We start from the raw sequence: 14,420 nt of genomic DNA on the forward strand, positions 1-14,420 counted from the left end.
CATTATTGCACACGGCTGGCATTGTCACGACTCGCGCGGCCACAACAGCAGCACCCCGGCGGCGGCCAGCAGCCAGCCGGCGACCGGAACCGCGGCGAGGGTGCCGCCGGCACTCGCCAGGGCGGCGCCGAGCAGCGCCGCACCGGCCAGTGCCCTGGCGTGCCCGCGGTGCCTGGGCGGCGGGGGGTCGCGCTCGCGCACTGCCGGGCGGGCGTGCAGCTGCATTTCCAGTTCCTGGGTGCGCGCCAGGTTATCCAGCACCATGTCCGGCAGTTGCGGCAGTTGTTCCAGCCAGCCCGGGGCCTGCCGCTGCAGCCGCCGCAGCAGGGACTGCGGCGAGTAGCGCTCCGCCACCCATTGCTCCAGGAAGGGTTGTGCGGTGTCCCACAGGTTGAGCTGCGGGTACAGCTGCCGGCCCAGGCCCTCGATGTTCAGCAGGGTCTTCTGCAGCAGCACCAGCGAGGGCTGTACCTCCATGTCGAAGCGCCCGGCCACCTGGAACAGGTAGACCAGCAGCTGGCCGAAGGAGATCTCGGCGATGGGTCGCTCGAACACCGGCTCGCAGACCGCGCGCATGGCCGCCTCGAAATCCTGTACCCGGGTTTGCGGCGGCACCCAGCCGCACTCGACGTGCAGCTGTGCCACCTCGCGGTACTCGCGGCGGAAGATCGCCAGCAGGTTGCGCGCCAGGTAGTACTGGTCGGACTCGGACAGCGAGCCGATGATGGCGCAGTCCACGGCGATGTAGGAGGGGTCGGCGGGGTCGCTGGCATCGACGAAGATGTTGCCCGGGTGCATGTCGGCGTGGAAGAAACTGTCGCGCAGCACCTGGGTGAAGAAGATCTCCACGCCGCGCTCGGCCAGCACCTTGAGGTCCACCTCGCGGCGGCGCAGTTCGGCGACGTCGGTGACCGGGATGCCGCTGATGCGCTCCATGGTGAATACCTTGCGCGCACTGTAGTCCCAGTAGACCCGCGGCACATACACCAGCTTGCCATCGGCGAAATTGCGCCGCAGCTGCGAGGCGTTGGCGGCCTCGCGGCCGAGGTCCAGCTCGTCGAGCACGATCAGCTCGTAGTCGGAGACCACCTCCACCGGGCGCAGGCGGCGGCCTACCGGGAGGAAGCGCTCGACCAGCCGCGCCAGGGTGAACATCAGGGCGAGGTCCTGGCGAATGACCGGCTCGATATCCGGGCGCAGCACCTTGACCACCACTTCCTCGCCGCTGTGCAGGGTGGCCGCGTGCACCTGCGCCACCGAGGCCGAGGCCAGGGGTTCGGCCTCGAACCGGGCATACAGCTCGTCCACCGGCTTGCCCAGGGATTTCTCGATGATCGCGGTGGCCACCGCGCCGGGGAACGGGGGTACGGCATCCTGCAGCCGCGCCAGTTCATCGGCGATGTCCTCGGGTAGCAGGTCGCGGCGGGTGCTCAGCATCTGGCCGAACTTGATGAATACCGGGCCCAGTTCCTCCAGGGCGCGGCGCAGGCGCACGCCGCGCGGCAGGTCGGGCTCCGGCCACAGCCGCCAGGGCGCCAGGCGCAGGGCAAACCGCGGCGCGGTGGGCAGGTTGTCGGCGTCGAGCAGCAGGTCCAGGCGGTAGCGACCGAGGACCCGCAGGATTTTCACCAGGCGCAGTGCGCGCGACATCTCAGGCCTGTTCCCGCTTGTCGCGCAGGCGCCGGCGCAGGCGTGACAGGCGCGAGGCGAGGCGGTCGACGCGCAGTTCCAGTTCCTGCACGTCGCGGTAGAAATCTTCCAGCTCCAGCCGCGGCGGCGACAGGCGCGCCTCCTCGTGAATGAACTCCTCGGCCTGGCGCAGCAGCGAGCTGCCCGCCTGGCGGCCCCAGCGGAAACCGCCGCGCAGCATCTGCGCCAGCTGGTGCCCGGCGACATCGCCCAGGGCATCCACCAGCGGTGCCTCCCAGTCCACGTCGAGGCCGGCGATGATGCGCTGCAGCTCCAGCAGCGGGCCGCTGTCGCCGGCCAGCTCCAGCTTGCCGTTGATCAGCGCTGCCGCCGGGTCCTCCGCCGAGGCCAGCGCCGCGAACTCGCTGGCCTCGCCGCGCAGGCTGGTGGTGACCGGGCCGTCGTAGACGCCCATCAGGCGCACTCCCTCGGCGACCGGCTGCAGGTAGACATCCAGCGGTGGCGCGGTGCAATGCAGGGCGAAGACCTTGTCGCGCAGCGCCTTCAGTGAATCGTTGGCGCCGGGCGCCAGCGCCAGGGCGCGGTTGATCGCCGCTTCCAGCGCCGCCAGGGCGCCGGTGTGCAGGGTAGGGTTGATGCCGCCGGTCACGCTCAGGCCTTGACCCCGCGGTGGACCGCGACAATCCCGCCGGTCATGTTGTGGTACTCGACGCGGGCGAAGCCGGCGTCCTCCATCATGTCCTTGAGGGTGTCCTGGTCCGGGTGCATGCGGATGGATTCGGCCAGGTACTGGTAGCTGTCGGCGTCGCCGGCCACCAGGCGGCCCATCAGCGGCAGCACGCGAAATGAGTAGGTGTCGTAGGCGCGGCTGAGCAGTTCGTTGCGCGGCTTGGAAAACTCCAGCACCAGCAGGCGGCCGCCGGGCTTGAGCACGCGCTGCATGGAGCGCAGGGCGAGGTCCTTGTCGGTGACGTTGCGCAGGCCGAAGGCGATGGTGATGCAGTCGAAGCTCTCGTCCGGGAACGGCAGGTACTGGGCGTCAGCCTGCACGAATTCGATATTGGCGTGGCGGCCGTGGTCCAGCAGTTTGTCGCGGCCGACCTGCAGCATGGATGCGTTGATGTCGGCGAGTACCACGCGGCCATCCGCGCCGACGATGTCCGCGAACTTTGCCGCCAGGTCGCCGGTGCCGCCGGCGATGTCGAGCACCGCGTTGCCGCGGCGCACGCCGGACAACTCGATGGTGAAGCGCTTCCAGATGCGGTGGATGCCCGCGGACATCAGGTCGTTCATCAGGTCGTAGCGCGCTGCGACCGAGTGGAACACGTCCGCTACCATGCCCGCCTTGGCGTCGCTGTCGACCTCGCGATAGCCGAAATGGGTTTTGTCTTTGTCGCTCATGGCCCCTCCCCGAGAGCGGGCAATTGTACCCCGATGCGCGGCGCGGGTCAGCGCGCGTTCAGGGCTGGAATTTCACCACCTGGACGTCGGGGTCGCGGGCGAGGCCGGCGGCGGCCAGGCGCTCCAGGTAGTCGGCCCAGCGGCTGTCCTGTTCCAGGCACAGGCGGTGCAGGTAGTCCCAGGAATACAGCCCGGTGTCGTGACCGTCGTCGAACACGAACTGCAGCGCGTAATGGCCGACCGGGCGGATGGCGGTAATGGACACCCGCTGCTTGCCGCTCTGCAGCACTTCCTGGCCGGGGCCGTGGCCCTGTACTTCGGCGGAGGGCGAGTACACGCGCAGGTATTCGCAGGGCAGCTGGTAGCGGCTGCCGTCGGGATAGTCGAGCTCCAGCGTGCGCGAACGGGTGTGCAGTTGGATGTTGCTCGGTCGCAGGTCCTCGGCCACGTGGCGCCCTCCTAGAGGATGAACCGGGACAGGTCTTCGTCGGTGGACAGCGCCTGCAGCTTGCCGTCGACGTAGTCCGCGTCCACGGTGAGGGTCTGTTCCGACAGCCCGGCATCGGCGGCGGCGAAGGAGGCGTCCTCCAGCAGGCGCTCCATTACCGTGTGCAGGCGCCGAGCGCCGATGTTCTCGGTGCGCTCGTTGACCTGCCAGGCGGTCTCGGCGATGCGCCGGATGCCGTCCGCGGTGAACGTCACGCTGAGCCCCTCGGTGCCCAGCAGCGCCTGGTACTGCTCGGTGAGCGAGGCGTTGGGCTCGGTGAGGATGCGCTCGAAGTCTTCCGGCGACAGCGCCGCAAGCTCGACGCGGATCGGCAGGCGGCCCTGCAGCTCGGGAATCAGGTCCGAGGGCTTGGCCAGGTGGAAGGCGCCGGAGGCGATGAACAGGATGTGGTCGGTCTTGATCATGCCGTGCTTGGTGGTGACGGTGGAGCCCTCGATCAGCGGCAGCAGGTCGCGCTGTACGCCCTCGCGGGAAACGTCCGCGCCGGCGCCCTCGCTGCGCTTGGCCACCTTGTCCAACTCGTCGATGAACACGATACCGTTCTGCTCGGCGGACTCCACGGCCTTTTGCTTGAGCTCGTCCTCGTTGACCATCTTCGCCGCTTCCTCCTCGCACAGGGCGGCGAAGGCGGCCTTGATCGGCATCTTTTTAGTCTTGCGCTGGCCGTGGGAGAGGTTGGAGAACATGCTCTGCAGCTGACTGGTCATCTCTTCCATGCCGGGCGGTGCCATGATCTCCATGCCCACTGCCGGGGCGCGCAGTTCGACCTCGATTTCCTTGTCGTCCAGTTCGCCCTCGCGCAGCTTCTTGCGCAGCAGCTGGCGGGTGTTCTGGCCGGCGCCGGGTTCGTTGTCGCCGCGCGCCGGCGGCAGCAGGATATCCAGCACACGCTCCTCGGCGGCCTCCTCAGCGCGGTAACGCACGCGGGCCATCTCCTGCTCGCGGTACATTTTTATCGCCACATCGACCAGGTCGCGGACGATGGATTCGACGTCGCGGCCGACATAGCCGACCTCGGTGAACTTGGTCGCTTCCACCTTGACGAAGGGCGCCCCGGCGAGCTTCGCCAGGCGGCGCGCGATTTCCGTCTTGCCGACCCCAGTGGGGCCGATCATCAGGATGTTCTTCGGCGTGATCTCCGCGCGCAGGGCCTCGGGCACCTGCATGCGGCGCCAGCGGTTGCGCAGGGCGATGGCCACCGCGCGCTTGGCCTCGTCCTGGCCGATGATGTGTCTGTCGAGTTCCGAGACGATTTCCCGGGGGGTCATGTTGGACATGGCTCAGGCCTGGATTGCGAGTTCTTCGATGGTGCGGTTGTGGTTGGTGTAGATGCAGATGTCGGCGGCGATGGACAGGCCTTTCTCGACGATACTGCGGGCGTCGAGCTCGGTGTTGTCGAGCAGGGCGCGGGCCGCGGACTGGGCGAAGGGGCCACCGGAACCGATGGCGATGAGGTTGTCCTCGGGTTCGATGACATCGCCATTGCCGGTGATGATCAGCGAGGTGGATTTGTCCGCTACCGCCAGCAGCGCCTCCAACTGGCGCAGCGAGCGCTCCGTGCGCCACTGCTTGGCCAGTTCCACCGCGGCGCGCACCAGGTGGCCCTGGTGCTTGTCGAGTTGCGCCTCGAACAGTTCGAACAGGGTGAAGGCGTCCGCGGTGCCGCCGGCAAAGCCTGCCAGCACCTGGTCCTTGTGCAGGCGGCGCACCTTGCGCGCATTGCCCTTCATCACCGTATTGCCCATGGAGACCTGGCCGTCACCGCCGATCACCACGCTGTTCCCCCGCCGCACCGAGAGAATCGTCGTGCCTCTGTACTGTTCCAAGCTGGATCTCCTTTGCCGAATGCCGGGATATGGGGCCTTTCCCCCCAACTTCAACCCACTGTCAGCCCTGGGCGGGGCGCTTGAGGAGTAGGGTGTCGATGCCCTGGGCGGCGGTCAGGCTGCGCGCGCGGGTGACTTTGCTGTGGGATTCGAAGGGGCCGAGGTAGACGCGAAACCAGCGGCCGTTGTCGCTGTCGCTCTCGCGGATGGTGGGTTCCAGGCCGAGCAGCAGCAACTCTGCGCGGCGCCGGTCGGCGTCCTCGCGCTGGCGGAACGAACCGGCCTGCAGCAGGTAGTAGTCCTTGCTGGCCTGGGCCGGGCGGGCGGCGGGCTGCGTGGCCTGGGTACCGGCCGGCAGGTCCTCGTCCAGGGATTGCTCCGGCAGCATGGTGTAGAAGTCGAAGCGCGGTTGCGGTACCGCCTCCTGCGCTGTACCTGCCGCTTCCTGGGGGGCGGCCGGCTCGCCGCGCGGCAGGGTGCCGAGGTAGGCGAGGAAGCTGAGGAATACGCCAGCCAGCATGCCGGTGGCGAACCAGCGCCAGTGGCCGCCGGACGCGGGCGCGGCGCTGCGGCTGGCTGGCTGCTTGCGCGCCGCGGGGGGTGCCTTGCGCCCCTTGTGCGGGCCGCGCGGCGGCGTGCGCTGCTTGGCGTAGTCGCGGGCCACGGCTTACATGGACTCCGGCGCCGAGACCCCGAGCAGGTCCAGGCCGTTGGCTATCACCTGGCGCACCGCCAGCGACAGCGCCAGGCGCGCGTCGCGCAGGGCGGTGTCTTCCACCAGGGTGCGGTGGGCGTTGTACCAGGGGTGGAAGTCGCCGGCGAGGTCGCGCAGGTAGTTGGCCACCTGGTGCGGCTCGGCGTTGACCGCGGCATTGGCCACCACCTCCGGGTAGCGGTCGAGCTGGCGCAGGACAGCCTTTTCGTGTTCTTCCTGCAGCTTGTCCAGTTGCTGCAGGGCGGCGTCCTGGTCGAAACCCTCGCCGCTCTCCTCCAGCTTGCGCAGGATGGAGCAGATGCGCGCGTGGGCGTACTGGATGTAGTACACCGGGTTGTCGTTGCTCTGCGATACCGCCAGGTCGATATCGAAGGTCAGCTGCGAACTGGGGCTGCGCGCCACTAAGAAGAAGCGCGTGGCGTCGCGGCCGGCCTGCTCGATCAGGTCGCGCATGGTCACGTAGCTGCCCGCGCGCTTGGAGATCTTCACCTCCTCGCCGCCGCGCATCACCGTGACCATCTGGTGTAAGACGTAGTCCGGCCAGCCCTCGGGAATACCCGCCTGCAGGGCCTGCAGGCCCGCGCGCACGCGGGTCACGGTACTGTGGTGGTCCGCGCCCTGCTCGTCGATGACGCGGCCGAAGCCGCGCTCCCACTTGTTCAGGTGGTAGGCGACATCCGGCACGAAGTAGGTGTAGGCGCCATCGGACTTGCGCATCACGCGGTCCTTGTCGTCGCCGAAATCGGTGGTGCGTAGCCACAGGGCGCCGTCTTTCTCGTAGGTGTGGCCGTTTGCCACCAGGCGCTCTACCGCCGCCTCCACCGCACCGTCCGCGTACAGGGCGGATTCCAGGAAGTAGCAGTCGAAGTGCACGCCGAAGGCTTTCAGGTCGAGGTCCTGCTCGCGGCGCAGGTAGGCCACGGCGAAATCGCGGATCGCCTCGAGGTTGTCCGCATCGCCGGCGCCGGTGACGTGGCGGTCTTCCGCGTCGATGGTCTCGCCGCCCAGGTAGGCTTTGGCGACGTCGACGATGTACTCGCCGCGGTAGCCGTCCGCCGGCCATTCCGGGCTGTCCGGGTCCAGGCCCTGGCAGCGCGCCTGCACCGAGCGCGCCAGGTTGTCGATCTGCGCGCCGGCGTCGTTGTAGTAGAACTCGCTGGCGGCATCCCAGCCGGTGGCGGTCAGTAGACGGCACAGGCTGTCGCCCACCGCGGCGCCGCGGCCGTGGCCGACGTGCAGCGGGCCGGTAGGATTGGCGGAGACGAACTCCACCTGCACCTTGCGCCCGGCGCCGGCATCCGAGCGGCCGAAGGCCTCGCCCTGCTCCAGGACGCGTTTGACCACCGCCTGGCCACTGTCCTGGGTGAGGAAGAAATTGATGAACCCGGGCCCGGCGATCTCGGTGCGCTCGACGATCTGGTTGGCCGGCAGCGCCGCGCAGATGGCACCGGCCAGATCGCGCGGCGGCTTGCCCGCGGCCTTGGCCAGGGTCAGGGCGACGTTGCTGGCGAGGTCGCCGTGGCTGGGATCGCGGGTGCGGTCGACCTGCACCTTGGGGGTGAGGTCTGCGGGCAACTGGCCGTTCTCGGCCATGGACGCCAGGGTCTGTTCCAGCAGCCGGGTGATTGCTTCCTTCATTGCGAGGATGGGTACCTGAGAAAACTGTGAAGTGCCCCGGCGGGTCGGGGCGGCGCAGGCGGTATTATCCTCACATCGACCAACGATGGCCAGTTCAGGCGGGACTCAGTACAGGTCCTGTGGGTCCACGTCCAGAGACCACTTCAGGCCGCCGCGGGCGGGAATACTCGCAGCCACCTCGACCAGGGTGTGGGCGGCGCGGCGCGCCGCCGCGCGCGAAGTGCAATGCAGCAGCAACTGGCTGCGGAACAGGCCGGCGCGGCGCTGCATCGGGGCGGGCAGCGGCCCGATCACCTGCGTTCCGCCGAGCCTGCCCTGGGCCGCGCTGCGCAACTGGCGCAGGAACTCCTCGCCGGCGTCCGCATCGCGGCAATCGCTGCGCGCCAGCAGCAGGTAGCCATAGGGCGGCAGGCCGGTGGCCTCGCGCCGGGCCAGCATGGCGCGCGCCTGCTCGTGGTAGGGCTGGGCGAGCATCGCCTGCAGGGCCGGGTGCTGCGGATGGTGAGTCTGCAGCAGTACGCGGCCAGGGGTCGCCTCGCGGCCGGCGCGGCCCGCGACCTGGGTCAGCAGCTGCGCCGCGTGCTCCTCGCCGCGAAAGTCGGTGCTGAACAGCATGGCGTCCATATCGACGATGCCAACCAGGGTCAGCCCTGGGAAATGGTGGCCCTTGGTCAGCATTTGCGTGCCGAGCAGGATGCAGGGGTCGCCGCGGTTGACCTGGTCCACCAGCGCCTGCATGGCCTGGCGGCCCTGCATGGAGTCGCTGTCTACGCGGAACACCGGCCAGGCGGGAAAGCGCTGGCGCAACACCTCCTCGCTCTGTTCGGTGCCCAGGCCGCGGGTCAGCAGTTGCTGACTGCGGCAGTCGGGGCACTCGCGGGGCAGCGGGCGGGCGGCGCCGCAGTGGTGACAGCGCAGGCGGCGGGCGCGGCGGTGCAGGGTCAGCCGTGCGTCGCAGGCGCTGCAGGTCGCGGTCCAGCCGCAGTCGTGGCACTGCACGGTGGGCGCGAAGCCGCGGCGGTTGAGGAATAGCAATACCTGCTCGTTGCGCCCCAGGGTTTCCTCGACGGCCTGCAGCAGGGTGTTGGACAGGCCCGCCTCCAGCGTCGCGTGGCGCACGTCGATAGCCTCGATGCGCGGCGGTTGGCCGCCGCCCGCGCGGCGGGTCAGGCGGTGGTGGCGGTAGCGCCCGGCGAGGGCGTTGTTGAGGGTCTCCAGGCAGGGTGTGGCGCTGCCCAGCAGGATCGGGCAGTTCTCGATCTGGGCACGTTTTACCGCGACGTCGCGGGCGTGGTAGCGAAAACCGTCCTGCTGTTTATAGGAAGCGTCGTGTTCCTCGTCGACCACGATCAGGCCGGGGCGTGCCAGCGGCGTGAACACCGCGGAGCGCGTGCCGATGACGATCTGCGCCAGCCCGCTGCGCGCCGCCTCCCAGGCGCGGGCGCGCTGTGCCTCGCCCAGGCCCGAGTGCAGCACGGCGAATTCGGCATCGAAACGCCGCTGGAAGCGCGACAGGGTCTGCGGGGTGAGGCCGATCTCCGGGATCAGCACCAGCGCCTGGCGCCCGGCTGCGACGCAGTCCTCGATCAGTTGCAGGTAGATCTCGGTCTTGCCGCTGCCGGTCACGCCCTCGACCAGGTGGCAGGCGAATTCCCGCGGCGCCTCGCGCAGGTCGGCGACCACCGCCTGCTGCTCGGCGGTGAGCGGCGGGTGGGACGCCGCGCTGAAGCCGCTGCTGACCAGCGGAATGTCGCAGCGTTCGGCGAGGCCCTTGTCCTCCAGCGCGCGCAGGATGCTGCGGCTTATACCCTGCTCGGCGAATACGTCGGCGGCTACGGTATCCGCGCCCTGCAGGCAGGCCAGGGCCTTGGACTGCTTGGGCGAGCGCGCCAGGGCGCCAGCCGGCAGGCCCCGGCCGCGGGTGCTCAAGCGCCAGCCGGGCAGTGCCAGCGGGGCGTGGCCCCTGCCCTGGCGCAGCGCCACCGGGAAAGCCGCCTGGTAGACCTCACCGGGTGGGTGCTGGTAGTAGTCCGCCGCCCAGCGGCACAGCTCGAGCAGCGTGTCGGGCAGCAGCGGCTGTAGGTCGATGGCGGCGCCGGCGCGCTTGAGTTGCCCGTCTGCCAGGTCGCTGTCCGCGACCACTTCCACCAGGCATGCGGTCACCTCGCGCGCGCCGAAGGGAACGCGCAGGCGGCAGCCCGGGCGCAGCGCCGCGGCGTCCACGCCCTCCGGCGGGAGGTAATCGAACAGGCTGTGTAGCGGTGTGGGCACGGCCACACGCAAAACGGACATGGGTATTCCCGGCTGGTCTCGCGGCGAGGCGGGCAGTGTACCAACCTCGGCGGCGGCGCGGCCATGCCCGGGCGCGGGGCGGCAACAGGCGGGAGAAGGAGCGCAAGAAGGGGCGGGAGAATGCCGCCGATTTGCCCCTTGCCAAAGCCGCTGCGTCTGGTAAGATGCGCGCCTCTTTTTCTCCGGAGCCGGGGCGTTTGCCCGTGCCGGCCCGGTAACCTGGTGCGGTGCCCGGCAAGGGATCGGGTGGCGGCATCGATTGTATAGTCAGGAGCTTCAACCATGAAAGCAGACATTCACCCCAAGTATGAGGCGGTGACCGCGACCTGCAGCTGCGGTAACACCATCCAGACGCGCTCTACCCTGTGCGAAGACCTTCACGTCGACGTCTGTTCCGCCTGCCACCCGTTCTTTACCGGCAAGCAGAAGATCGTCGACTCCGGCGGCCGTGTCGATCGCTTCAAGCAGCGTTTCGGCAACCGCGGCAGCAAGCGCTGAGGCAGCAACTCGTCGCGTAGCGCGACCCGAAAGCGCCAGTTACCCTAGGTACTGGCGCTTTTTTTATACCCGAGATTTGCCAGCTGCCACGCGGCGGCCGGCGCGCCGGGTGAACAAATAACCTTGTTCGGGAATAGGCTTTTATTTATCCTCGAATACCTTTTTTCAGCGGTGCCTTTTTATGTCGGACGATCTGATGCGAGCAGCACTCGCGTATCACGCCGAACCCACGCCAGGCAAAATCAGCGTTGAGTTGACCAAGCCGGCCCAGACCCAGCTGGACCTCTCGCTGGCCTACAGTCCGGGTGTCGCCGAACCGTGCCGCGCGATCGCTGCCGATGTGGACAACTCCTATGTCTATACCGGAAAAGGCAACCTGGTGGCGGTCATCAGCAACGGCACTGCCGTGCTCGGCCTGGGCAACCTCGGCGCCCCCGCCTGCAAGCCGGTGATGGAGGGCAAGGCGCTGCTGTTCAAGCGCTTCGCCGGCATCAACTCCATCGATATCGAGGTGAGCACCGAGGACGCGGGCGAGTTCATCGACACTGTCGCGCGCATCGCCGACACCTTCGGCGGCATCAACCTCGAGGACATCCGCGCGCCGGAGTGCTTCGAGATCGAACGCGCACTCTCCGAGCGCTGCAACATCCCGGTATTCCACGACGATCAGCACGGCACCGCTATCGTCACTGCCGCCGGCATGATCAACGCGCTGGAAATCCAGGGCAAACGGCTCGAAGACGTGATCATCACCTGCCTCGGCGCCGGCGCCGCGGCGATCGCCTGCATGCGCCTGCTTGTCAGCCTGGGTGCGCGCCGCGAGAACATCTTCATGCTCGACCGCCGCGGCGTGATCTATGCCGGCCGCGAGGGCGTCAATGCCTACAAGCAGGAGTTCGCCAACCGCACCGACAAGCGCAGCCTGTCCGACGCCATCGCCGGCGCGGACGTGTTTGTCGGGCTGTCCGGCGCGGACCTGCTGAGCGCGGAAATGCTGCTGTCCATGGCGCCTAAGCCGGTGGTATTCGCCTGCTCCAACCCGGACCCGGAAATCAAGCCGGAACTGGCGCGCAAGACGCGCAGCGACCTGGTCATCGCCACCGGCCGCTCGGACTACCCGAACCAGGTCAACAACGTGCTCGGCTTCCCGTTCATCTTCCGCGGCGCGCTGGACGTGCGCGCCTCGACCATCAACGAGGAAATGAAAATCGCCGCGGTGCACGCGCTGTGTGCGCTGGCCAAAGAACCGGTGCCGGATGCAGTGCTGCAGGCCTGCGGCGAAAAGGAGCTTTCCTTCGGCCCCGAGTACATCATTCCCAAGCCTATGGACGATCGCCTGCTGCACAGCCTGGCCCCCGCGGTGGCGCGGGCAGCCGTGGAAAGCGGTGTCGCCCGCCTGCCCCTGCCGGTGAAATACGCCGCGGCCTGAGGCCGGGCGCCTCAGAAAATATCCCGCACCAGGTCGTCGTCGCCCGGGCCGGCATCCTCGCCGTTCTCGGCGGCGGCCCGCGGTACATACTCCTCGCGGAAATACTCGAAGATCGCATCGCCCTGCCCCGGGCTGGCCAGTAGCCCGGTGGTGGGGTCGATGCGCACGGTGACCAGTCCCGGCGGGATCGGCGGTTGCACGTCCGGGCTGTCGACCAGCGCCTCGCGCATGTAGTCGATCCAGATCGGCAGCGCCGCGGTGCCGCCGAATTCGCGGCGCCCCAGCGGCGTGTAGTTGTCGAAGCCCACCCAGGCGGTGGTGACCACGTCGCGGTTGAACCCGGAGAACCAGGCGTCCATCGGCCCGTTGGTGGTGCCGGTCTTGCCGGCGATGTCGCCGCGTTTCAGGACCAGCGCACGGGTTCCCGTGCCGCGCTTGATCACATCCTGCAGGATGCTGTTCATGATGAAAGCCACGCGCTCGTCCATCACCCGCGGTGCGGCGGGCAGCGCCTCCCCGCGCGCGTTCTCCCGGGCGAGAATCTCTTCCATGCTCAGTTCTTCCTCCGCCGGTTCCGCCTCGGGCTGGCAGTCGCGGCATACGGTTGGCGGGCGCGCCTGGTAGACGACGTTGCCGTCGGCGTCCTCGATGCGGTCGATCAGGTACGGGTCCACCCGGTAGCCGCCGTTGGCGAGGATGGCGTAGCCGGTGACCACCTCCAGTGGCGTCATGGCGTGGGTGCCCAGGGCCAGGGAGAGGTCGGCCTGGATGTCGCTGGTATCGAAGCCGTACCGGTCCAATGCCTCGATCAGGCCGGGAATACCCAACTGCTGCAACAGGCGGATGGAGACCAGGTTGCGCGATTTGGTCAGCGCCCAGCGCAGCCGGGTCGGCCCGTAGAACTCGCCGCTGTCGTTCTCCGGCCGCCAGATATCCTCCAGCGAACTGTCGGCGAGCACGATGGGCGCATCGTTGACGATACTGGCAGCGGTGAAGCCGGCCTCCAGCGCCGCGCCGTACAGGAACGGCTTGAAGTTGGAACCCGGCTGGCGCATTGCCTGGGTGGCGCGATTGAACTTGCTCAACTCGAAGCCCATGCCGCCGACCACGCTGCGGATGGCGCCGTCGTCAGGGTCCAGCGACACCAGTGCGCCCTGCACTGCGGGCACCTGGGTGAGTTGCCACAGGCCCTCCTCGTTGCGCTTGAGGCGGATCAGGTCGCCGGGCCGGAACAGTTCCGCGGGACTCGCGGGAGGCCCGCCCTGGTAGTTCTCGCTGCGGTAGGGGCGCGCCTTGGACATGCCGTTCTCCCACAGCAGTTCGTCGTGCACGCCGTCATCGAGCAGCAGGTTGACGCGATCCTCGAGCACTTCGGTGACGACTGCCGGCATCTCGCCGATGATCACCGGGATATCCGCCAGACGCTCTGCCCAGTAGGCCTCGGGACTCTCCTCCAGCGACGGCGGCAGCGGCCAGCGCTGTTCCGGCCCGCGGTAACCGTGGCGCCGGTCGTAGGTGCGCAGCCCGTCCACCAGCGCCGCGCGCGCCACCTGCTGCAGGTTTGAACTGATCGTGGTGTACACGCTGTAGCCGTCGTTGTAGGCGGCCAGGCCATAGCGGTCGAGCATGCGCTGGCGCGCCATTTCGGCAGCGTAGTGCGCGTCGAAGTTGATCTGCGCGCCGTGCAGTTCGGCGGTTACCGGTGCCGCTGCCGCCGCGCTTGCCTGTTGCGCGGTGATGTAGCCGAGGTCGCGCATGCGGCGCAGGATCCAGTCGCGCCGCTCGCGTCCGGCCTCGGGGCCGCTGACCGGGTTATTGCGCGAGGGCGCCTTGGGAATGCCGGCGAGCATGGCGTGTTGCGCCAGGCTGAGTTCGCCGATCGGTTTGCCGTAGTACACCTCGGAGGCCGCTTCGAAGCCATAGGCGCGGTGGCCGAGGAAAACACGGTTGACGTAGAGCTCGAAGATCTCCTGCTTGCTCAGGCGCCGCTCGATCTCGATAGCCAGCAGGATCTCGTTGAACTTGCGCATGAAGGTTCTCTCCAGGGAGAGAAAGTAGTTGCGCGCCACCTGCATGGTCAGGGTGCTGCCGCCGGAGCCCTTTTCCCCGGTGACCAGCAGTTCGGAGACCGCGCGCGCCAGGCCCATCAGGTCGATGCCGCTGTGGTGGAAAAAGTTGTCGTCTTCGGCCGCGAGCAGCGCATCGACAAACTGCGGGGGAATGTCCGCGAAGTTGAGCGGGCTGCGTTTTTGCTCGCCGAACTGGCCGATCAAATCGCCGTCGCGGGTGTACACGCGCATCGGTGTTTGCAGCCTTACATCGCGCAAAGTTTCGACGTCAGGGAGGTTCGGCGCGAGGTATAAATACACGCCTGCAAGCAGCCAGAGACCGCCAAAGACACCCAAAACAGTCAAACGAATGAGAAAGTGGAGAAACGTCATGAATTCTCTTGATATAACAGTG

The 14,420-nt window shown here is 68.1% G+C and carries 12 protein-coding genes; 2 read left to right on the forward strand and 10 right to left on the reverse strand.

Features of this window, described 5'->3' with window-relative positions:
- Positions 1-24 precede the first annotated feature (24 nt).
- The 9 genes from ubiB to E4634_RS12290 form a co-directional block, all read right to left on the reverse strand.
- Positions 25-1,650 (reverse strand): ubiquinone biosynthesis regulatory protein kinase UbiB, encoded by a 1,626-nt coding sequence (gene ubiB, locus E4634_RS12250; RefSeq protein WP_135444278.1) that lies wholly within the window; start codon positions 1,648-1,650, stop codon positions 25-27.
- Position 1,651: 1 nt separating this feature from the next.
- The gene (locus tag E4634_RS12255) at positions 1,652-2,299 is read right to left on the reverse strand and encodes a ubiquinone biosynthesis accessory factor UbiJ (protein ID WP_135444280.1); all 648 of its coding nucleotides are present in this window, start codon (positions 2,297-2,299) and stop codon (positions 1,652-1,654) included.
- 2 nt (positions 2,300-2,301) lie between these two features.
- Complete coding sequence (gene ubiE, locus E4634_RS12260; RefSeq protein ID WP_135444282.1) at positions 2,302-3,051, reverse strand: bifunctional demethylmenaquinone methyltransferase/2-methoxy-6-polyprenyl-1,4-benzoquinol methylase UbiE; 750 nt, start codon at positions 3,049-3,051, stop codon at positions 2,302-2,304.
- 58 nt (positions 3,052-3,109) lie between these two features.
- Complete coding sequence (locus tag E4634_RS12265) at positions 3,110-3,499, reverse strand: gamma-butyrobetaine hydroxylase family protein (protein WP_135444284.1); 390 nt, start codon at positions 3,497-3,499, stop codon at positions 3,110-3,112.
- Between the two features lie 11 nt (positions 3,500-3,510).
- Positions 3,511-4,836 (reverse strand): ATP-dependent protease ATPase subunit HslU, encoded by a 1,326-nt coding sequence (hslU, locus tag E4634_RS12270; protein WP_135444285.1) that lies wholly within the window; start codon positions 4,834-4,836, stop codon positions 3,511-3,513.
- A gap of 3 nt (positions 4,837-4,839) precedes the next feature.
- Positions 4,840-5,385, reverse strand: coding sequence for an ATP-dependent protease subunit HslV (gene hslV, locus E4634_RS12275; RefSeq protein ID WP_135444287.1), 546 nt, complete (start codon positions 5,383-5,385; stop codon positions 4,840-4,842).
- A 61-nt stretch (positions 5,386-5,446) separates the two neighbouring features.
- On the reverse strand, positions 5,447-6,049 hold the full coding sequence (locus tag E4634_RS12280; protein ID WP_240725166.1) for an SPOR domain-containing protein: 603 nt from the start codon (positions 6,047-6,049) through the stop codon (positions 5,447-5,449).
- A gap of 3 nt (positions 6,050-6,052) precedes the next feature.
- A complete protein-coding gene (gene argS / locus E4634_RS12285) occupies positions 6,053-7,738 on the reverse strand; it encodes an arginine--tRNA ligase (protein WP_135444289.1) in 1,686 nt (561 codons plus the stop codon).
- 105 nt (positions 7,739-7,843) lie between these two features.
- On the reverse strand, positions 7,844-10,030 hold the full coding sequence (locus tag E4634_RS12290) for a primosomal protein N' (protein WP_135444291.1): 2,187 nt from the start codon (positions 10,028-10,030) through the stop codon (positions 7,844-7,846).
- Between the two features lie 282 nt (positions 10,031-10,312).
- Between E4634_RS12290 and rpmE the strand changes: the two genes are divergently transcribed.
- Positions 10,313-10,528: a 50S ribosomal protein L31 gene (rpmE, locus tag E4634_RS12295; protein ID WP_135444293.1), complete on the forward strand. Its 216-nt coding sequence runs from the start codon at positions 10,313-10,315 to the stop codon at positions 10,526-10,528.
- 181 nt (positions 10,529-10,709) lie between these two features.
- A complete protein-coding gene (locus tag E4634_RS12300; protein WP_135444294.1) occupies positions 10,710-11,957 on the forward strand; it encodes a malic enzyme-like NAD(P)-binding protein in 1,248 nt (415 codons plus the stop codon).
- 11 nt (positions 11,958-11,968) lie between these two features.
- Here E4634_RS12300 and E4634_RS12305 read toward each other — a convergent pair whose 3' ends face one another.
- Positions 11,969-14,398: a penicillin-binding protein 1A gene (locus tag E4634_RS12305; RefSeq protein ID WP_135444296.1), complete on the reverse strand. Its 2,430-nt coding sequence runs from the start codon at positions 14,396-14,398 to the stop codon at positions 11,969-11,971.
- Between the last annotated feature and the right edge of the window lie 22 nt (positions 14,399-14,420).

The organism is Mangrovimicrobium sediminis, from assembly GCF_004745945.1.
Classification (GTDB): domain Bacteria; phylum Pseudomonadota; class Gammaproteobacteria; order Pseudomonadales; family Halieaceae; genus Mangrovimicrobium; species Mangrovimicrobium sediminis.

Excerpts from the sequence above, each read along its gene's own strand:
- hslU (WP_135444285.1), bottom strand. The coding sequence starts at position 4,836 with ATGTCCAACATGACCCCCCGGGAAATCGTCTCGGAACTCGACAGACAC.
- E4634_RS12290 (WP_135444291.1), bottom strand. The coding sequence starts at position 10,030 with ATGTCCGTTTTGCGTGTGGCCGTGCCCACACCGCTACACAGCCTGTTC.
- E4634_RS12305 (WP_135444296.1), bottom strand. The coding sequence starts at position 14,398 with ATGACGTTTCTCCACTTTCTCATTCGTTTGACTGTTTTGGGTGTCTTT.
- ubiE (WP_135444282.1), bottom strand. The coding sequence starts at position 3,051 with ATGAGCGACAAAGACAAAACCCATTTCGGCTATCGCGAGGTCGACAGC.
- rpmE (WP_135444293.1), top strand. The coding sequence starts at position 10,313 with ATGAAAGCAGACATTCACCCCAAGTATGAGGCGGTGACCGCGACCTGC.
- argS (WP_135444289.1), bottom strand. The coding sequence starts at position 7,738 with ATGAAGGAAGCAATCACCCGGCTGCTGGAACAGACCCTGGCGTCCATG.
- E4634_RS12300 (WP_135444294.1), top strand. The coding sequence starts at position 10,710 with ATGTCGGACGATCTGATGCGAGCAGCACTCGCGTATCACGCCGAACCC.
- ubiB (WP_135444278.1), bottom strand. The coding sequence starts at position 1,650 with ATGTCGCGCGCACTGCGCCTGGTGAAAATCCTGCGGGTCCTCGGTCGC.